Genomic DNA, 20,688 nt, shown 5'->3' with positions numbered 1-20,688 from the left:
CCCCCGAAGGCAACAACATTTTTGTCGAGGTCGGCCCGCATCCGCTATTGCGCTCGTACCTGAACGACACGCTGAAAACGGCCGACATGCAGGGCCGCGTGCTCAGCACCGCCACACGCGGTGGCGACGATCCCGAGAAAATCTGGACCGCTGCCGGACAAGTCATTGCCAGCGGCGGCCAACTGGATCTGCAATCGCTCTTCCCGTGGGTCGGGTCGGCCGTCGAGCTACCGGCCTACCCGTGGCAGCGCGAGCGCCATTGGCATCCCACCACCGCCGAATCGCTTGGCCTGCTGTCTCGCCGTCATGTGCATCCGCTGTTGGGGTACCCCTTGCAGCAGCATGAGCACACCTGGCAGAACCAGCTTGATACGCAGTCCCATCCCGCGCTGGCCGACCACGTCGTCGGCGATGCCGTGGTCTTTCCGGGCACCGGTTTCGCCGAAATCGCGCTGGCAGCCGCGCTGCAGTGGCAGGAGGGCGACTACGCCGAACTGGAAGAACTGGAAATCCACGCCCCGTTACTGCTGAACGCGTCGCCCAGCAAATTGACGCGCTTCTTGCTGGATGACGCCGATGGCCGCTTCCGCATCAACGCCAAGGACAGCAACAGCACGGAACCGTGGGTCAAACACGCCAGCGGCCGCCTGCTGCGAGAAGCCGGTTCGGCCCGCCTCACGCAAGCCAAACTGGTCTTGCCGAATCGCACGCCCGACTTTACCGGCGACACCCATGAAGTCCTGACACGCGCCGTCGGCCTGGATTACGGGACCGCCTTCCGCGCCGTGTCGCACGGCTGGATGGAATCGGACAGCAGTGTCGTGGCCGTCCTTCAAGCTGATCCCGTCATCCAAAGCGAGCTGGCCGCCACGCACCTGCACCCCGCGCTGCTGGATTGCGCTTTCCAATTGATCATCCAATTGCTGCGCAATGATCGGGCCATGGGACAAGGCATTGCTTTCGTGCCCGCCAAGATCGGGCGCCTGACCCTGCGCGCGAAGGCGGGCCAGCCTGCCGCCGCGCGTGTGCGACTGGAACGCCGGGCGCCGCACTCGCTGACCGCCAGTTTCGAACTCTACAACGCCGCCGGCGAACAGATTGCCGTCGTCGAACAGGCGCGATTCCGCAGCATCCGGCTGCGCAAGCCGGCCGCGGACCATCTCAACTTCCTGGACATCGTCGCCACACCGCGCCCCTACGCGCCGTTTGGCCGCACTGCGTTGGACCACGAAGCGCTGCGCGCCGCAGTGGCCAGCGCGGTAGCCGAGTGCGTTGAAGACGGCGCGCACGCGCGCTACGCCGAAGAAGTCGACCCCCTCCTGGAAAGCCTGTGCTATGGCTTTTCGGTGGACGCGCTGCGCCAGCTTGCGCCCGACGGCCAGCTCGTGCCCTACGCATTGATCACCGAGCTGAGCCGCTATGCGCCGGACTCCGCGCTATTGCTGCAACACACCATTGCCCGCGTGACCGCCGCGGGCTACGCGGAAGCCACCCCTGCGGGCGTCCGCCTGCCCGCCTCCGACGACAACGACAGCGGCACCGCGGACATCTGGAACACACTGCTGCGCGAGTACCCGGACTATGCGCAGATCGTCCACGCAGTCGGCCGCGTCGGGCTGCATCTGGCCGCCCTGCTGCGAGGCGAAGCCACGCTGGACGCCGTCTGCCCGCGCGCGAGCACACCCGCCTCCATCGGCCGTAGCGCCCTGGGCGCCGCCAGCGGCCAGCGCCTGGGCACCGCATTGCGCGCCGTCCTGGCGCAGGCACAGTCCAATCGCCTTCCGGGCCAGCGCCTGGCCGTGATCGAAGTCGGCCAGGCCGCTCCCCTCTTTGCCTTCAGCTGCTGCGATGCGCTCGATTTCAACGTGGCGGACTACTGCTACGCGTCGAATAGTCCGGATGTGCTGGACCACGTCATCCACCAGCAAGCCGAGCGCTACCCCAACGCCCGAACCGAGCTTATCGGCGAAGGCGGCGTCGCCCCGACGGCCCAGTGCGACCTGGCGATCTTTCACTGCGAATTCGACACGCTGGAAGCCGCGCGCGCCGCATTGCGACATGCGCGCGCCAGCCTGCGGGCGGATGGCGTGCTGCTGGTTTGCGGCGCCCACCCCGCCGCCTGGGGGGACTTCGTTTTCGGCGGACGCCGTAACTGGTGGCAGACAAGCGAGGAAGGCGCGCAGTTGTCCACGCAACAACCCGCCGATTTCTGGCTGGACGAACTCCGTACGCTCGGCTTCCTGTGCGACAGTCCGCTTGAATTCTCCGCGTCGTTCACCAGCGGCGCCTATCTGCTGACGGCCCGGCTTGAAGGCGTTCAAGCGCCGACGGCCCTGGTCGACGCCGAAGCCGCGAACACGCCCGCAAACTGGCTGATCCTGGGGGATCGCAACCCCGAGCATGGCGCCGGCTTGGCGCAGTCGCTGGAAACCAGGCTCAAGGCCGCCGGCCACCACGTTCGCGTGGCCATTCAAGCCGCGCCTGAAGAACTGGACGACCTGTTGCGCAACGGCGCGACCGGCCCGGTCAACCACGTCATCCATCTGGACGGACTGGCCTGGACGGACGTCCATCAGTCGCCAGAAGAGCTGCTCGCCCTGCAGACTCGCCGCTGCGCGACCGCAGCCGCCGTCATTCAAGCTTGCGAACGCACGCAAACGGCCGCCACCGTGTGGCTGGTCACCGCGGATGCCGTGCAGTATCTGCGCCATGCGCCGCAAGCGCCCGCAGCCATGCACGCGTTGAATGACGCGGCGCTGTGGGGCTACGGCCGCACGCTGGCCAACGAAGCTTCCAATTACCGCATCCGCATGGTGGACCTGCCGTTGGCGCATGCCGGCGACCTGACCGACGCCCTGATTCGCGAATTGACCTGCGTGGACAGCGAAGACGAAGTCATCTTCGACGAAAGCGGCGCGCGCTACGCCCCGCGCCTGCGCCATACGCCACGTCCCGCGCAAGCCGCCGCCGACGATGCCGCATCGCACGCCGTGCGCCTGGACTTTGAATTTCCCGGCCAACTGCGCAACCTGCGATGGGAATCCTGCCCGGCGCCGGCACCGGCCGATGACGAACTTGAAGTTCGCATCGAAGCTACCGGCCTGAACTTCCGCGACGTCATGTACGCCTTGGGCCTGCTGTCCGACGAAGCCATCGAAAACGGCTTTGCCGGTCCGACGCTCGGCCTGGAGTTCTCGGGCACGGTCACTCGCGTCGGTTCGGACGTGGACGGCTACGCCGTGGGCGACGCCGTCGTCGGTTTCGGCCCGGCCAGCTTCGGCGACCGCGTGTTGACCAAGCCCAGCGCCATCTCTCACATTCCCGAAGGCTTCTCGTTCGAAGCCGCGGCAACCATCCCCAGCACGTTCTTCACGGTCTACTACGCCCTGCATCACCTGGCGCGCCTGGAAGAAGGCGAGAAGATCCTGATCCACGGCGCAGCCGGCGGCGTCGGCATCGCCGCCATTCAGTTCGCCCAATGGCTTGGCGCAGACATCTACGCGACTGCGGGCTCCGACGAAAAACGCGATCTGCTGCGCCTGCTGGGCGTGCGCCATATCTATGATTCGCGCTCGCTGTCGTACGCCGACGAAATCCTGGCCGACACCGGCGGGCGCGGCGTGGACGTCGTGCTGAACTCGCTGGCTGGCGAAGCCATCAACCGCAACCTGCGAGTGCTGAAGCCGTTTGGCCGGTTCCTGGAACTGGGCAAGCGCGACTTCTACGAGAACACCCGCATCGGCCTGCGCCCGTTCCGCAACAACATCAGCTACTTCGGCATCGACGCCGATCAGCTGATGAACGAGCGCCCGGACCTTACCCAACGTCTGTTCGGTCAGATGATGGCGCTGTTCCGCGAAGGCGCGCTGCACCCCTTGCCGTATTCCGTCTTTGACGCGAACGATATCGTCGACGCCTTCCGTTATATGCAGCAGGCGCGCCAGATCGGCAAAATCGTGGTCACGTACCGCAATGGCATCAGCGGCATCCATACCGCTACGCGGGACGCCACAGCCGGCCTGACGCTGCCGGCCGACGCCACCTATCTGGTCACCGGCGGACTGGGCGGATTCGGCCTGCGCACCGCGCAATGGCTGGCCGACAAGGGCGCCCGCAATCTGATTTTGATCAGCCGCAGCGGCCCCGTCAGCGAAGCCGCAAAAACCGCCCTGGCGGCGTTCGAAGCGCAAGGCGTGCGCGTCCACGCAGCCGCCTGCGACGTGACGGACCGCGACGCGCTGGCTCGCCTGCTCGACGAGACGGCCGGCACCATGCCTGCCCTCCGAGGCATCGTCCACGCGGCGGTCGTCATCGACGACGGCTTGGCGCGCAGCGCAACACCCGCGCAGATCGAGCGCACGCTCGCTGCCAAGGTACTGGGCGCCCAGCACCTGCATGAGCTGACCCGCGCCCTGCCCCTGGACCTGTTCATCTTCTATTCGTCGGCCACGACCCTGTTCGGCAACCCCGGACAGAGCAATTACGTCGCCGCCAACGGCTGGCTGGAACGCCTGGCCGCGCAACGCCGCGCGGAAGGCCTGCCGGCCACCTGCGTACGCTGGGGCGCCATCGACGACGTCGGTTTCCTGGCACGCAACCAGAAGATCAAGGACGCGCTGCAAGGCCGCATGGGCGGAGGCGCCCTGGCTTCGCAAGTTGCCCTGGATGCTCTGGAAGACATGCTGGTGGCCGGTGTGTCGGGCCTGGGCGTGCTGGAACTGGATTGGCGCGCGTTAAGCCGCTTCCTGCCCACCGCCAACCTGCCGAAGTTCTCGGAAATCGCCCGCCAGGCCGGTGACAACGGCGATGACGACAGCGGTGCGGACGACATCGCCCACCTGATCGCCACGCTGGACGATGCCGCGCTGCACGAGCGCTTCACCGACATGCTCAAAGCCGAGATCGGCGAAATCCTGCGCGTCTCTCCCGACAAGATCGAAGCCACGCGTTCGGTCTACGACATGGGCCTGGACTCGTTAATGGGCGTGGAACTGGTGGTGGCGCTGGAAAACCGTTTCGGCATCCGCTTGCCGGTGATGGCGCTGAATGAAAGCCCCACCCCTGCCAAGCTTGCCGAAAGACTGGTGCTGCTATTGCGCGACGAACACGACGATCAAGGCGACGCAGTGACCGCCAGCGTCCAGCACGTTGTCGCAAGCCACGCCGCCGAGGTCGGTTCCAGCTCCGTCTCGGATTTCGTCGACGAGATCAAGATGAACGGCAGCCTCCCCATGCAACGCATGATCCAGTAGGTCGGAATTAATTGAGCACCATGAAGAAACTGCCTGGCCTTACTGCAGGCATTAAAGACAAGTTGATCCAGCAGGCCCTGGAGCGCAAGCTGCGCCAAGCCGCCGCACCAGGCGGCCAGGCACCCGCGCGCCCGGCCGAGAAGAAGGCCGAAATCCCCGAGGAACACTACCGGTTCCACCTGCATCCCGGCTATCAGCAATTGCGCATCATCAACGATGGCGCAAAGCGTCTGGGCGTGAAGAACCCCTTCTTCAAGCTGCACGAAAGCACCGCCGGCGCCGACACGCGGATCGGCGGGCGCGAGTTCATCAACTACGCCAGCTACAACTACCTGAGCATGTCGGGCGATCCCGTGGTGATCGCGGCGGCAAAAGCCGCGATCGACCGATACGGGACCTCGGTGTCGGCCAGCCGAGTGGTTTCGGGCGAACGCCCGGTGCATCGCCAGCTAGAACAGGAAATCGCGGCGCTGTACGGCGTGGACGACGCGGTCACCTTCGTCAGCGGTCACGCGACGAACGTCTCGACCATCGGCTATCTGTTCGGCCCCCGCGACCTGGTCCTGCACGACGAACTGATCCACAACAGCGTCCTGCAAGGCATCCAACTGTCAGGCGCCCGCCGCTTGCCCTTTCCTCACAACGACTGGGAAGCGCTGGATACCATCCTGAACGAGCAACGCCACCAGTTCGAGCGCGTGCTGATCGTGCTGGAAGGCATCTACAGCATGGACGGCGACTATCCGGACCTGCCCCGGTTCATCGAGATCAAGCAACGCCATCGCGCTTTCCTGATGGTCGACGAAGCCCATTCCCTGGGCGTCATGGGCGCGCGCGGGTTTGGCATCCGCGAGCATTTCGGGGTGGCGGGCAGCGACGTCGACATCTGGATGGGAACCTTGAGCAAGACCCTGGCGGGCTGCGGCGGATACATCGCAGGTGAAACCGCCCTGATCGAACACCTCAAATTCCTGGCGCCAGGCTTTCTCTACAGCGTCGGCATGCCACCAGGCGTTGCCGCGGCCTCGTTGGCGGCGTTGCAGCGCATGAAGGAATTGCCGGAACGCGTTGCCGCGCTGCAAGCGCGAGGGCGGTATTTTCTGGAACAGGCAAAGATGGCCGGTATCGATACCGGGATGAGCGCGGGCTTGGCCGTGGTGCCCGCCATCGTCGGCAGCTCCCTGAAGGCCACGCGCCTTTCGGCCCGGCTGTTCGAGCTCGGCATCAGCGTCCAGCCCATTCTGTATCCGGCCGTCCCCGAGAAGTCGGCGCGCTTGCGCTTCTTTATTTCCTGTGAGCATACCGAGGAGCAGCTTCGGCATACGGCAACACTCTTGCGCGCCGAAATGTGATTCAACGCCTCTGGCGGCTAATAGGAGAGCCTTAAAAATTAACATGGAACACATATACTTTCATTTTCCACCGAATGGCGCTCCGTCGTCATATCAACTGCGCAATTGTCTAGATAGACTGGCCGGAATTCTGAAAGGTCGATGTATTCAGACGTTAGTTTTATTCGGAACTTTACGCATTAAGAAATAAATGTAGCGATTTGAAATATGTTGCCGTGCAGCAGCCCCGGCAATTGATTCATACTGCAGAGCTTTCTAGGGACTGAATAGCTTCGCCGTATCAGGATCGAAATATATACCCGCACGCCAGCTGTCCAGTCTTCAAGACGCTTAAAAGAAGCGTCTTCTATTTTTTCGGAGCCTCCGTCGTTCATGAAAGTTCTAACGGTATTCGGGACGCGGCCGGAAGCCATCAAGATGGCCCCCGTCGTCGCAGCGCTTAACGCCCATGCCACTATCGATTCGCGCGTATGCGTAACGGGCCAGCACCGGCACATGCTTGATCAGGTGCTGCAGCTGTTCAGCATCAAGCCCGACTACGACCTCGACATCATGCGTCCTGGCCAGGATCTGTATTCGATCACTGCCCGAGTCCTCGAGGGTATGCGCGACGTACTCCAGGATTTCCGTCCCGATTACGTGCTGGTACATGGCGACACCACCACCACCCTGTCGGCTTCGATGGCGGCGTTCTACGCCCGCATCCCGGTCGGCCACGTCGAGGCGGGGCTTCGTACGCACAATATCTATTCCCCCTGGCCCGAAGAGGCCAATCGCCAGATCACCGGCGTGCTCGCATCGCTGCACTTCGCGCCCACCGAGCAGTCTCGCCAAAATCTGCTGGACGAAAGCAAGCCCGAGGACGCCATCCTGGTGACGGGCAATACCGTCATCGATGCGCTCCTCACCGTGCAGTCCAAAGTCAAAGAGAACGAACAGCTGCGCAACGCGTTGCACGAGCAATACCCGTTCCTTATTGGCGACAAGCGTATGGTGCTGATTACCGGCCATCGCCGCGAGAACTTCGGCGGCGGCTTCGAAGCAATCTGCCAAGCCATCCAGCAGTTGTCGCTGCGCTACCCGGCAATGCAGTTCGTCTATCCGGTGCACCTGAATCCTAATGTCCGCGAACCGGTCAACCGCCTGCTGCGCGACTTGGACAATGTGCACTTGATCGAACCCCTGGAGTACGAGCCCTTCGTCTACTTCATGGGAAAGAGCTTCATCATCCTGACCGATTCCGGCGGCATCCAGGAAGAAGCGCCCTCCTTGGGCAAACCCGTGCTGGTCATGCGCGACAACACGGAACGGCCGGAAGCCGTAGCCGCCGGCACCGTCCGGATGGTGGGCACGGATCCGGCACGCATCGTCCAGGCCGTGAGTGAACTCGCCGACAACGATGCGGAATACCAAAAGATGGCCTACGCCCATAACCCCTATGGGGACGGGCAAGCCTCGCCTCGGATCGTCCAGGCGCTCCTGAACCACTTTCAAACCCAGCAAACCTCGAAATGACGCAGAACACCACTACCTCAACCGTTTCGGTCATCGGCCTCGGCTACATCGGATTGCCCACCGCGGCAATGCTCGCCTCCCGCCAGGTCAAGGTCGTCGGTGTCGACATCAACCAGCACGCGGTCGACACGATCAACCGCGGCGCCATCCACATTGTCGAACCCGGCCTCGAGAACATCGTGCAATCGGTGGTCAAGGAAGGTTGGCTGCGCGCGACCACCAAGCCGGAACCCGCTGATGCGTTCCTGATCGCCGTGCCCACCCCGTTCAAAGGCGACTACGAACCCGATCTGTCCTACATCCAGGCCGCCGTCGAAGCGATCGCACCAGTGCTGCGTCCGGGCAACGTGGTCATCCTGGAATCCACCTCGCCGGTGGGCACCACCGAGCAAATGGTGCAATGGCTGTCCGAACTGCGTCATGACCTGAAGCTGCCCTTGCAGGGCAGCGTCGACAGCGACATCTACGTGGCCTACTGCCCAGAGCGCGTGCTGCCCGGCCAGGTCGTGCGAGAGCTCGTGGAAAACGATCGAATCGTCGGCGGTATCAACCCAATCTCCGCGGAAAAAGCCAAGAGCGTCTACAAGCTGTTCGTCGAAGGTCAGTTGCTTGAAACCAATGCCCGCACCGCGGAGATGTCCAAGCTTACGGAAAACGCGTTCCGCGACGTGAATATCGCATTCGCGAACGAACTCTCGCTGATCTGCGACAAGCTCCAGATCAATGTGTGGGAACTGATTGGCCTGGCCAACCACCACCCGCGAGTCAATATCCTGCAGCCCGGCGCCGGCGTAGGCGGCCACTGCATCGCGGTGGACCCCTGGTTCATCGTGAACAAGACGCCCGAGCAGGCGCGCCTGACTCGTACTGCCCGCGAAGTCAACGACTCCAAGCCGCACTGGGTTTTCGGACAAATTGAAGCGGCCATCCACAAGGTCGAAGCTCACGGTACGCCGCAGGGCAAGGTCAAGGTCGCGCTGTTGGGCTTGGCATTCAAGCCCAATATCGATGACCTGCGTGAAAGCCCTGCCCTGCACATCGCCCAGGAAATCAGCGAGAAAATCGATTGCGAACTCTATTATGTAGAGCCGTATATCGAGGAGCTGCCCAAATCGTTCAAGCGCGGCACGCTTTCCTCGCTGGATCAAGTGCTGCGCGAAGCCGACGTGGTTGCGGTGCTGGTCAAGCACAGCCAGTTCACGGAAGCGCCTCTGACCGTCAAGCAAGGCGCGTTGATCGTGGACGCCGTGGGCCTACCTCGCACCCGTTAACACTGATAGCAATGCCTTAAAGGGGCGGCCAACATCGGTCTGGCCTGCCCCAAAAATAAGCATATAGGCGCTTGTTCTGGCGTTCGGGCCGGACCAAGTGTCCTTTTTTTTAAGAGAAGACGACAAGAGCTATGTCAGCCATGCTTACGATGCAGCAACGAGGATGGGAAGCTTACGCCGGGCAGTTGGGCGTTGACTTAATGCAGAAGACGCAAAAATGCTTGGACTGGGTGTCAAGCAAGATCGAAGGCGAGCAGGTGCTGGACGTCGACTGCGGTCAGGGCGCGATACTCATCCTGCTCGCTCGGGCTGGCAAGACAGTCATCGGTTTGACATCGGATTCGGTAACTATCGGCCAGGCCAGATCCTTCATTTCCCAAGAACCTGCGCAAGTCCAACGCGCCATCACGCTCAAGGAAGGCACGCTACTCGACATCGCGTCTCTGGTCGATCGTAGCTTCGACACCATCCTGCTGCCGCAAAGCGTGGCGCTATCGGAAAGGCCGGAAGATTTCATTGAGGTGGTGTACCGCAAACTCAAAGCAGGCGGAAGACTGATTTCCCTCTGGCCGTTCGGCCTACAAACGAATACCGACCCGAGCTATTTCTTGCGTGAACCCGCAAGGATCCAGGCTTGCCATTTCGAAACAGAAGAGATGCGTTTGTTCGGTGAGACCCTGGCGCTCGTAGGCAAGGCTCGTCCCAAAGTTCTGGAACGGCCGCCCGCCGCCAACCCATGGCCGGACGCGCTTGTCAAAGAAGCCGAAATCGCACTGAAACAGATGGAGCGATCGGTCAAGGGGGAACTCCGCGCGGCACACAATCAGTTGCAAGCGCTACGCAAGGAACTCGACACCGCGTCCGAACAACTTGCGGGGTTGGGCGTATTACGGGCAGAACACGAATCGCACGCCGCGACGCTCAAAGCGCAGTTGGAAGCCGTGCAGGGTGCCGAGCGCGACGCCATTTCAGCGGCACAGAGTGAGGCTTCCCGCCTTGCCGAAGCGCTCAAGGCGAGCCAGACGGCCGAAGCAAACGCAGCGCAAACCGTCGCGCACGTCCAAGCCCAGTCGCGTATTCTTGAACTGGAACAAGCGCAACAGATCGCAGTTCTGCGCCATGAAAAACTGCAGCGCGACATCGCTATGCAGGATCTCGAGCGCAGTGCTGCTGACGCCCAACGGGACGCCGAACTTCGAGTCGCTCAAGCGCGTGCCGATGTACTGGCAATCGAAAAAAGCCTAGAGGCTATGCAGGCAGCGAGAGACGCCGCCGTTCAACAACTGCAAGCCGACGGAGCTGCAGCACAAGCACATCGTGATCTGCTTGACCAACGTCTTGAAGAGACCCAAGCCGCATTGCACGAAAAGCAAGCAGAGGTGATCGCTGCCAAGCAGAAGCTTGAACAAATCGAGGTAGAAGCTGCTGGGAAAATCCAGCAACTGCAACAGGCGCAGCAGCAAACGTCCATGGAGCTGGAGAGCACAAGGGCGCAACTTGAACAAGCGCGGCGCGATGCCGCCCAGGAATTGGAATCGCTCCGCAGGCAAGAAGCGCAAACGGAACAGTTGATTGCCGGGCGTGAAGAGCATGTCCTTGCGTTGCAAGCTCAGATCGCTGAAAACCTGGCGGTCCAGGAAACACTGCGCAATGCAGCCTCCGCGCAAGGCGGGCAATTGAAAGCCCTCCGTGCCGAGATCGCGCAACATGAAACGCGCGTTCGGCAATTGAGTGGCGCCCAGAGCATCGCGGTGATGCAAGCCCGGGAGAGCCAGGCGCGCTTATCCAAAATGGAAACCGAGCTTGCCTCCACAACTGCCGAACTGAAAGAAGCGCGAATGAAAGGCCGCGAATTCCTGGCTCAATTTAGAGGCTCTCAAGCTCAGGAAAAGGAAGCCATCGAGAAAATCCGACATCTTGAGCGCCGTATCAGGAATCTGGAGCAAGCAAAGACGCAGGCGTTGCTACAAGTGGAGCAAACGCGCAAGACCCTGTCCTTCCAGCTAGGCTACGCGTTGCTGCACGCCTTCAAGTCCTGGTCATCATTCATCGGTCTGCCGGGTGAATTGATCCGTATACATAGAGACGGCAAAGAACGACGCAAGCGTAAGCTCATGAAGCAACAGTCGACCTCACGAACGTCGACTACAGCCAACTTCAGAACACGCGAGGAACCGAATGTCGCACCACGGGTCTCCTTTGTCCCTTCGACCTCTGCAATCCATTCCCAGAACCCGCAGCAGAAGCTGAAGATCGCCGGGATCATGGACGAATTCACCTTCCATTCCTATGCCCCGGAATGCGAAATGTTGCAATTGCGTCCCGAAGACTGGCGCACACAGGTCGATGAGTTTCAACCTGACTTGATATTCGTCGAATCCGCCTGGAAAGGTGTGGACGACAAATGGAAGGGAATCATCAGTAACTGCGCGGACGAGATCACCGCACTGCTTGCCCATTGCAGGGCCAAGGGAATTCCGTCGATCTTCTGGAACAAGGAAGACCCGGTTCACTTCAGTACGTTTATCGCTGTAGCGGCGCTCGTCGACCACGTATTCACGACCGACGTCGACTGCCTTCCAAAGTACAAAGCTGCTCTCGGCCATGATCGGGTCGCGCTACTGCCGTTCGCAGCGCAACCAAAAACGCACAATCCCATCGAGAAGTTCGACCGTAAGGACGCCTTTAACTTCGCTGGTTCCTACTATCTCCGTTACCCCGAACGGCAACGCGATTTTGCAGCTTTGATCGATACGGTTTCTTCATTGAAGCCTGTGGAGATCTACGACCGGAACCACGAAAAACCCCATCCTCACTACGAGTTTCCGGAAAAATACTCGTCCATGATTCTCGGGAGCCTGCCCTTTTCCGAAATTGACCGCGCCTACAAGGGATACCGCTATGGCGTGAACATGAATACCATCAAGCAATCTCAGACCATGTATGCGCGACGAGTTTTCGAGCTGCTGGCTTCCAACACGGTGGTGGTTAGCAATTTCTCGCGCGGCGTCCGGGTTATGTTCGGGGATCTGGTGGTCTGCTCCGACGATGCCAGCCAAATCAAAAAGAAACTGGAGCCGATATGCTCCAACGAGCTGGCCTATCGCAAGTTCCGACTTCAGGGTTTGCGCAAGGTGATGTCCCAACATACATATCGCCAGCGGCTACAGTACATCAGGGCCAAGCTGGCCAATGAACCGGTTCAGGAACAATTGCGCTCCGTGCTCGTGGTCGCACATGCCAAAGATGACCAGCAGCGTGCTCGAACGGTTGAATCATTTTTGCGGCAGGCTCATGCCGCCAAGACTCTATATCTGGTCGTGCCCTCCAACACGGCAGCCGACCTCGCTCAAACTGGCGTACGGGTATTTCGCAGCATGGACGAGATGATCGCTGCGGTCGAGATGACCAAAACGAGTTTCGACCTGATCGGAGGCATGACGTCCCAGGCTTATTATGGCGCGCACTACCTGACCGACCTCGCACTCGCCTACGAGTATTCAGATGCAATGGCCTATACAAAAATGGCGTATTACTCGCTGGAATCTTCAGGCGCGCTGCTTCTGAATGACGACGGAAAGCAATATAAAGTCAGCACCGGCGCCGCAATCGGCCGGTCATTATTCAAGACGGCAGATCTAGATTCCACGCAGCTTGCAAGCATTTGCGACTTGGGCTCCCCCCCCTTGCCGGTCGAGGCATTGGCTATCGACGAGTTCAATTATTGCGACATGCAGCTGCATACCGTCCTGCCAGCCGATGCACAGCAACAATGTTCGGATTCCGTCATTCAAGATAGCGGTGCGTCGTTCCACGCAGATCTAATCCCCATTGCCGAGAAGATCAAGAAGACGCTTAGCGCCGACCGTCCCACTGCGGACACCTTGCCCAAACTCTCGGGGAAGGAATTGCACGCGGTCCTTCCGGCTCCAGCGTCCAAGCAGATCCAGATAGGCTTAAAGGACAACAAGCTGACCATCCGCAGCACCATGCCTCCGGACAAATTCGCTTATATCTATGCGACGAAGATCTTCAGCCGCGAAGAGCTTAACCTAGTGTTAAACAGTCATTTCGAAGTAATGGCATCCAATCCCCAGGAGATTAAGTCGGTATTCGAATTCCAAGACGAATCTGGCAAGAAAATCGCACATCAGATGAATCCGATAGGCGGTGGCCATACGCTTGCCATTCCTACGAATTGCGCCAAGATCAGATTTGGACTTCGCATCCAAGGTAGCGGTAGTGCCACTATCGAAGCGATTGTGTTTGGCTCACACGGTGAACCACCAGCCACGCTAGTAAGCCGCTCACCCTATCTTGTGCTAACCAAGCAGTATCCTGCATATGACGATTTGTATCGCTATGGCTTTCTGCACAGTCGAGTTCGCTCGTATCGCGATGCCGGCCTTGACGTCGACGTATTCCGCTTAACCAACGTACAAGAGACACCTTATCGTGAATTCGAAGGCATCGACGTAGCAAGCGGGGATTTGCAACTGCTTGACCAGACGCTGGCAAGCGGGCAATACAAAAAGGTACTGGTGCATCTGCTTGACGAAAAAATGTGGTCAGTGCTCGAGAAGCATCTGGATAAGGTGAAAGTCGACATCTGGATTCACGGAGCAGAGATTCAAGTCTGGCAACGGCGCGAGTTCGAATTCGAAAGAATGTCGAAGGAGGAGATCGTCCGTCAAAAGAGGCTGAGCGACAAGCGAGTCAAATTCTGGAAAAAGGTGTTGCAGCCCAGACCGCATCCGAATGTACATCTAGTTTTTGTTTCCAAGTACTTTGCCGACGAAGTGGTGCACGACCTTGGAGCTACTCTCCATACCGGAACCTATTCCATCGTCCATAACTATATCGATTCGAATATTTTCCAGTACGAAGAAAAGGACAATAACCAGCGATTGAAGCTGTTGTCGATCCGGCCATATGCAAGCAGGAAATATGCCAATGATTTGACGATCGGCTGCATCCTGAAATTGTCAAACCGACCGTTTTTCAAGGATCTGGAGTTCAACCTATACGGGGATGGCGATCTGTTTGACAGCACTACTGCGCCTGTACGGGAATTCTTGAACGTTTCTTGCCATAAACGGTTCTTGAGCCAGCATGAAATCGCTGCCATCCATCGCGATCACGGCATATTCCTCACGCCAACGCGGATGGACGCCCAAGGAGTATCTCGCGACGAAGCCATGTCTTCAGGGCTTGTTCCCATTACCAATGCCGTCGCCGCCATTCCGGAATTCGTGGATGACGATTGCGGGTATGCCGTTCCAGCAGAGGACATTGATGCCATGGCGGCTGCTGTGGAGGCGATGTATATGAACCCCTCCGAATTTCAACGAAAATCCCGCAATGCTGCCAGCCGTGTGCGGGGTCAATGTGGATTTAATGAAACGATCGAAAAGGAACTGGTCCGCATAAAAGAGATAAATTAGGACAGGTATAGGTCGCTCTAACGTGTGCAATCGAACTCGTTTCGAGTTGCACCGTTATAGGGTGCAAGCTATTGCAGCAACTGGCGGTATCCCGTCACGTGCCTCTGTGGCAATTACTTAGGAGCACCTTCCTTGCATAGCAAGAGAGTTCGTGCCAGCGCTGGCATGATTCCGAAAAGCTGGCAGCCTAGGGCGTATCGACTACGTACACTGATTGCTGCGGGTTCGGAGTGCGTGAACATTCGTGCGCCTACCGCCTCTTTCAAAGCTGTGCTGGCCATCGTCATGATGCTCCTGATGGGGGCAGGCGCGATCGCCGCCGGAACAGACAAGCCGCGACACGGGATTTCTCCGACCGTCAATAGCGGCCGCACTCCGATTGCGCCAATGTTTCTTGACTACACCAATTGGCATTACCCACGCTATCAATACAAAATTGTTCCCAAAGATCCTCAGGTGTTGACGCGTGATGGTCTGCATACCATCCCGCTCGCCGCGGGCGCCCTCCCCCTCGATATGCTGACGCTCGGGTTCGAATCGCGGCATCAGCAAACGCGAGTCTTCCTCGTTTCCTTTGGTGGAGCAGTAAGCAATCGTGCCATCAGCGGTTCCATGCCCCCATATTTTTCCGGTACGGCTTTAGCGAAGTCTCTCAACCTCCCTATTCTCTCCTTTTCGGACCCTACACTGGCGTTGGACAGTGCACTGGCATTAGGGTGGTATGCCGGGAATCATCTGGCGCCAGATCTTTATTCGACGATTGCCGAACTTATCGACCAAATTTCAAGGAAAGAGAATTTAGAGCCAATTCTCGTCGGAGGCAGTGGAGGCGGATTTGCCGCGATGCAAGTTCTGACGCGACTTGACGCAAAAGCGGTAGCGGTCGTGTGGAACCCTCAGACTTCCATCGGATCCTATTATATAGGTCCAGCACTTAAATATATGCGAATCGCCTTTCCCGATATCGTCATAAGCGATGATGTCACGCGCGACACAATCGCATTTCAACGGTTCGTCGACGCGAATTTCGATATAAACACCTTCCGCATCCCAGATGCCGACCGCATAAGAAAAGATCATCAGCTTGTATATCTACAGAATAACAGCGACGTTCATCATTTAACGCGACACGCTGATCCGTGGGTGACGCGAAGCAGGCTCATGCAAGCGGTCAAGAATATATACGAAAACAAGACTCAGAACATACTGTACTACAGAGGGAACTGGGGGCAAGGCCACGTCGCGCCTGCCATCGCCATGCAAAAGGGTCTCATTGAAAGCTGGATTAAAGCCGGAATTCCAGCCGTCCAGGCGTATCTCCGGGACCAGCAATAGGAAAGATAGGCGCATCATCCCGCGCAGTTGCCACCCCTCCCAATGCTCGCCTCCCTACACCGCGCCAGCCGCTAGACTTCGCGCCAAGACAAAATGCCGACGTTTTAGTATGATGCCGGTATTGACGCGGACTCCGATCGAATCGTCGAGTATGCAACTGCCGAACGATTACTGATAGTGCCATATCACACCATATAAATACCAATAGACAATGACATTAGATTTGGACTATGACCGCTGGAATATGGAGCGTTTTGAATACTCCGACAAGTGTTTCAGTGTGAACTCTTCAGCGCCGGCGGACGGCGTTCATTCGTTCCGTATTTCTGCAGAAGGGCCGACGCTAGATTTCCTGGCAAAAGGATTCCGAGATGAGGACCGAAAATCCCGGGCCTTTCTCGTAGTATTCAGCGGTGCGGTGTCCGAGCAGGCTCGGGACACGGCAAGCGCACCTTTCTTTTCAGGAATTGGCTTGGCCGGCACAACCCGCCTCCCCCTCCTATCGGTATCCGATCCCACGCTTGCCCTCAATCGGGATCTGACGTTGGCTTGGTACGCCGGGAATTCCAGCACGCCAGACTTACTCGATATTGTCGCTAGGAACATAGATCAGGTGGCGACGGCCACAGGCTTGCTGCCAGTACTCGTCGGCGGGAGCGGCGGGGGATTCGCCGCACTGAATATTATCGCTCGCCTGCAAAGTCAGGCGACGGCGGTAGTATGGAATCCGCAAACGTCCATCGGCGCATACTACGCAGCTGCCGGCCATAAATACCTTGAAACAGCATATCCGGAACTTTCTATCCCCGCTGATGCCGCCAATTCCCAAGCGCAGCTACAGGATTTTCTCGATCAAAACATCGAGACAGGCCTGCATCGCCTCCCTCAGATCAACACCATTGATCCTCGGCATAGTATTATTTTTCTGCAAAACAGAAGCGATGTGTTTCACATGTCGAAACATGCGGGTCCGTGGCTGAATAATATCAAGTTTCGGGCGATCGGCCCCAATACATTCCAAAGCCCACAGGGTAATATTCAACTTTTCATCGGCGATTGGGGAAAAGGCCACGCGGTTCCTCCTTCGGTATTTTTGCGAAAATTGGTTTCCCGCATTAACGCCGATACGCCCCTTACCTACATTGGTCGCCGCTATTTATCGCAATCAGAGTATTCGTCTGCAGCGGCATTCCGATGGCTTGCGATCCGCCCACCGACGCAAAATGATATTGCCATAGACTCTCGAATAGAAGGCGATAATATTCACCTCGCGCTGAATATCTCTGCGGAATTAGGCGCGGTTTCTGACTTTGAGTATGCGTGCTATCTTTATAGCGGCGCTCAGCGTGTTGCTCAGCAATGGTATCGACCGAATCCGCATGCCACATTCAAGGCGGTGCAGACAAAAGAAGCCTTAACTGCAAAACTGTATTTGAGGGACCAACTGGGAACGGTCAAGGCCATTACGAAAGCTCTATGAAACGATGGCGGGACCGCAAAACAAAACGAAATCGAATCCTTATGAAAGTCTCTGATGAATAATAGAACGGACGCGTATGTGCTCGAATTGGCGTGGAAGGAGCCGGAACTGGCTAGCGACAACGTCATTTTTTTCGACGGAATCGGTTTCGGGAGTTCAACGACTCTGCGTGATAAAAGGGAAAGCTCGATACCAGTCCATGATTTCGACATGGACATGCAAGGGGAATGGTTAGCGGTAAGCCGGGATAGAAAATCTATTGCGGTCCGCACCGACCATTTCGGATTCTTTCACCTGTTCTATACGACCCCTGAACTAAACGGTGCAGGAATCGCCGCGGCTAGCCCATCGTTCGAAGCACTGTTGACTTATTTGCGCGACCGCAACTGCAAGCCATGTCCCGATATTTCCTATGCCCTTCCGTTGATGGCATCAACCAGCGCGTTCTTCAATCAAGGATATAGCACTCGCACATCGTGCATCCAAGTGAAGCGTTTGTTACCAGGCGAGGTTATTCGCATCACCGCACAGGGCATCTCGGTAACCTCAAGTGAAATATGGGACCAAACGCCCGCTGCCGATTATCATGACCTAATTGACATTGGCATTTCAAAACTGAGAACGCAGCTCGAGAGCCTCAACACCAATGGAATCGAGAAAAAAGAGCTTTACTTGTCTGGTGGCAAAGACTCCCGAGCATGCCTCGCGCTTCTTCTCGCGAGACGGAATCGAGACTTCACATGCACGACCCACGGGCCGGAGGGAAAATTAGGTCTCGTCTCGGATGTGCTCAGGCGCGACTTCGCAATAGCCACCGAGCTTGTCTCGCACTACAACCTCCGTTGGACTGAACCCATGGAAAGGCATGTGGAACCGAAGACGTTCTCTGAATGCCTTTTTGATTATCGTCGATATCGGTCCAATAAGTATTATTCATTCAAACCGCAAAATTTCGAAACTCGCAACAATAGTGGCATGTATATGGAGATACATGGTGGCGGCGGCGAGGCACTTCGAGGTTATTGGGCCAAGCACTTCCGCAGCCTTCCTGTAAGCGGTAAATTCAAGGTCACCCGAGGAAATGTATGGCACGATGCATCGCACATCTTTCGATCGCTGGTGCAACGGCAATCGATACCGGAAGAACTCTATTCACAGTCCCTTCAAGATTTTGTGAATGATATTCGTGCGATACCCGGAAAAAACATTTACGAAGTTCTGGATAATCACTATATCCTACATCGCAATAGGTACCATTTTGGCAATTTACGGCACGCGTATTCCGTTGGCAAATTGCTATATTATCCCCTTGCGCAAAAGGAATTTTTGCTCGCAGCTCAGCAATTGCCTCATGCCGTGCGCTCGCAGGGCAAGCTGCTTCATGACATCATTCAACAGAGCACGCCCAGCGCCCATTTATTTGCATATGAATCGGGTTTCTTCGACTGCGCCCCTCCCCCATTGACCCATATGCCAGTTACGGCATTGGCACAACAGGATGTCATCAAAGAGTTTCGGGAGATCCAAGAGGCCAACGCACTAAGGGCAGGCAAACTGTATGCCTCCGGCAGGAATTACGACATTCAAGCCGCGATGCGAAATCTGGCAAGCAAGAACATCGAGAAAATCATGGATGGCTCTAAGGAGTTGCGCGGCATTTACGAAGGCCAACAGGTCGGCCGCGAGTCGAAGACTTTGGCAAATACCGCGAGAAATCACTATGCTGCTCGGCTTGACGGCATCGCGCAAGTCTTCGAGCCTCAGCAATCCTATACGTTAGTATCCATTTGATCTAGAGGGACATCCGAGTTCAACCTAACTTTCCAGCACCAGCCGTTTCGTGAAATGCTGGAAATCAGAAAAGGCTGGCCTGTTCGATTTGTTGAAGTCGGCAACTCCATGTGTGGTTTTTGGCAACTACCTGCGCACCTGCGTGAGCTCGGTCGACAGCCGATCGATATCGCTCACCCGACCAATGGATTATCTCCTCAACTTCTTCCAGATTACCGACAATCTCGCAGAAATCCGAAAAAAGTGCCGACGCGGCCTGCGATGGGGAAGAAACGGCTACGCCTCCCACCGCGAGAATCTCTATCAACCGTCTAGAGTACATCGTAGGTGACTGCTCTATAGTATTCACATTCAAATTGAACTGATATCGACGGTAAAGGTCAGCGGTCTGCTCATACGGAACACGATTGCGCACACGTACCCCGGGAACCTCAGGATAACGATAATGCTTCGCTTTACGTCCAGAATTGCGATCGTATATATCCAGCCCCCCGGGTGCGAAAGCCTGGAAGAGCATATCTTGCCACTGTCGGCGACGCGGATGAACATGCTTGCCGTAGCTCCCAACAAAACAGCTGCTGCCCTTTTTTGATACTTCCTGAGTTTTCAAATAGTGAAACCTTGGCTGAACGGGGAACATAAGACATTCGATAATCGAAGCGCGGGGTACATCTTCTCGATATTTCTCGATGCAGTTCGAATCTACCGTATATATATTATCGAATAGCGCTGCTGTGTCAATAAACCGAGAGTAATGAACATTATCCTCTTTATTCCAAAATACCGCAGGCACCCCACATTCCTTCGCTGCAGCAAGAACGCGGACCAGAGCCGCATTGGTTCGCTCGGGATGCTCCGGATAGGCAGCCAGCTTGTATCTCCATGAGTCGCGATACCCTTGCCAAGCCGACTCGACGAACAGCAAATCGGGCTTCCAGTCTCGTAACACGGAAACGTAATTCTGTGGTGTGACGTTTCGAACTAGGCACTCTGCTTGCAGCGAAGCCTGAGTCAACGCATCGGAAATCAAGGCGATTTTCAACGAAACGTACGGGCCCTGCCTTGAGCGGAAGGGGAAAAATCTGGAAAAATATTCCTTCAAGACTAGCATTTAAAAATATCCGCAATCAAGTTTTTCGATGTCGGCAGAATCTGCCCACGAGTTCGACGCGCACCTCGGCGCCAGAGAACCCAAATAATCTGTGCAAATAGTTGCAACTTTGGATGGAAATCCCGCAGCTTGAAAGA

The 20,688-nt window shown here is 57.5% G+C and carries 9 protein-coding genes; 8 read left to right on the top strand and 1 reads right to left on the bottom strand.

Annotation, left to right across the window (positions count from 1 at the left end; all coding sequences use genetic code 11):
* From ACE039_RS18175 to ACE039_RS18140, 8 genes are all read left to right on the top strand, one after another.
* Positions 1-5,252: SDR family NAD(P)-dependent oxidoreductase (locus ACE039_RS18175; protein WP_485822967.1), on the top strand; the 5,252-nt coding region annotated here is incomplete at its 5' end.
* A 20-nt stretch (positions 5,253-5,272) separates the two neighbouring features.
* Positions 5,273-6,604, top strand: coding sequence for an aminotransferase class I/II-fold pyridoxal phosphate-dependent enzyme (locus ACE039_RS18170; RefSeq protein ID WP_105558208.1), 1,332 nt, complete (start codon positions 5,273-5,275; stop codon positions 6,602-6,604).
* Between the two features lie 372 nt (positions 6,605-6,976).
* Positions 6,977-8,119 (top strand): non-hydrolyzing UDP-N-acetylglucosamine 2-epimerase, encoded by a 1,143-nt coding sequence (wecB, locus tag ACE039_RS18165; protein ID WP_105558209.1) that lies wholly within the window; start codon positions 6,977-6,979, stop codon positions 8,117-8,119.
* Complete coding sequence (wecC, locus tag ACE039_RS18160) at positions 8,116-9,390, top strand: UDP-N-acetyl-D-mannosamine dehydrogenase (protein ID WP_310028375.1); 1,275 nt, start codon at positions 8,116-8,118, stop codon at positions 9,388-9,390. Before wecB ends, wecC begins: the two co-directional genes overlap by 4 nt.
* Positions 9,391-9,521: 131 nt before the next feature.
* Positions 9,522-14,834: a glycosyltransferase family protein gene (locus tag ACE039_RS18155; RefSeq protein ID WP_485822966.1), complete on the top strand. Its 5,313-nt coding sequence runs from the start codon at positions 9,522-9,524 to the stop codon at positions 14,832-14,834.
* Between the two features lie 234 nt (positions 14,835-15,068).
* The gene (locus ACE039_RS18150; protein WP_485822965.1) at positions 15,069-16,169 is read left to right on the top strand and encodes a hypothetical protein; all 1,101 of its coding nucleotides are present in this window, start codon (positions 15,069-15,071) and stop codon (positions 16,167-16,169) included.
* A 211-nt stretch (positions 16,170-16,380) separates the two neighbouring features.
* Entirely contained in the window at positions 16,381-17,649 is a 1,269-nt protein-coding gene (locus ACE039_RS18145; RefSeq protein WP_310028368.1) for a hypothetical protein, read from the top strand.
* A 54-nt stretch (positions 17,650-17,703) separates the two neighbouring features.
* On the top strand, positions 17,704-19,440 hold the full coding sequence (locus ACE039_RS18140; RefSeq protein WP_485811890.1) for a hypothetical protein: 1,737 nt from the start codon (positions 17,704-17,706) through the stop codon (positions 19,438-19,440).
* A gap of 64 nt (positions 19,441-19,504) precedes the next feature.
* On the opposite strand, the gene ACE039_RS18135 is transcribed toward ACE039_RS18140, so the two are convergent.
* Positions 19,505-20,551, bottom strand: coding sequence for a CgeB family protein (locus tag ACE039_RS18135; protein WP_485811889.1), 1,047 nt, complete (start codon positions 20,549-20,551; stop codon positions 19,505-19,507).
* Positions 20,552-20,688: the final 137 nt, after the last annotated feature.

Source organism: Achromobacter maghribensis (assembly GCF_057334215.1).
The sequence above is the reverse complement of the archived record's forward strand: the minus strand, read 5'-3'. Positions and strand labels throughout refer to the sequence as shown.

Bases quoted from the DNA above. Each gene is read 5' to 3' on its own strand.
- ACE039_RS18135 (WP_485811889.1), bottom strand. From the start codon at position 20,551: ATGCTAGTCTTGAAGGAATATTTTTCCAGATTTTTCCCCTTCCGCTCA.
- ACE039_RS18155 (WP_485822966.1), top strand. From the start codon at position 9,522: ATGTCAGCCATGCTTACGATGCAGCAACGAGGATGGGAAGCTTACGCC.
- ACE039_RS18140 (WP_485811890.1), top strand. From the start codon at position 17,704: ATGAATAATAGAACGGACGCGTATGTGCTCGAATTGGCGTGGAAGGAG.
- ACE039_RS18170 (WP_105558208.1), top strand. From the start codon at position 5,273: ATGAAGAAACTGCCTGGCCTTACTGCAGGCATTAAAGACAAGTTGATC.
- wecB (WP_105558209.1), top strand. From the start codon at position 6,977: ATGAAAGTTCTAACGGTATTCGGGACGCGGCCGGAAGCCATCAAGATG.
- wecC (WP_310028375.1), top strand. From the start codon at position 8,116: ATGACGCAGAACACCACTACCTCAACCGTTTCGGTCATCGGCCTCGGC.
- ACE039_RS18145 (WP_310028368.1), top strand. From the start codon at position 16,381: ATGACATTAGATTTGGACTATGACCGCTGGAATATGGAGCGTTTTGAA.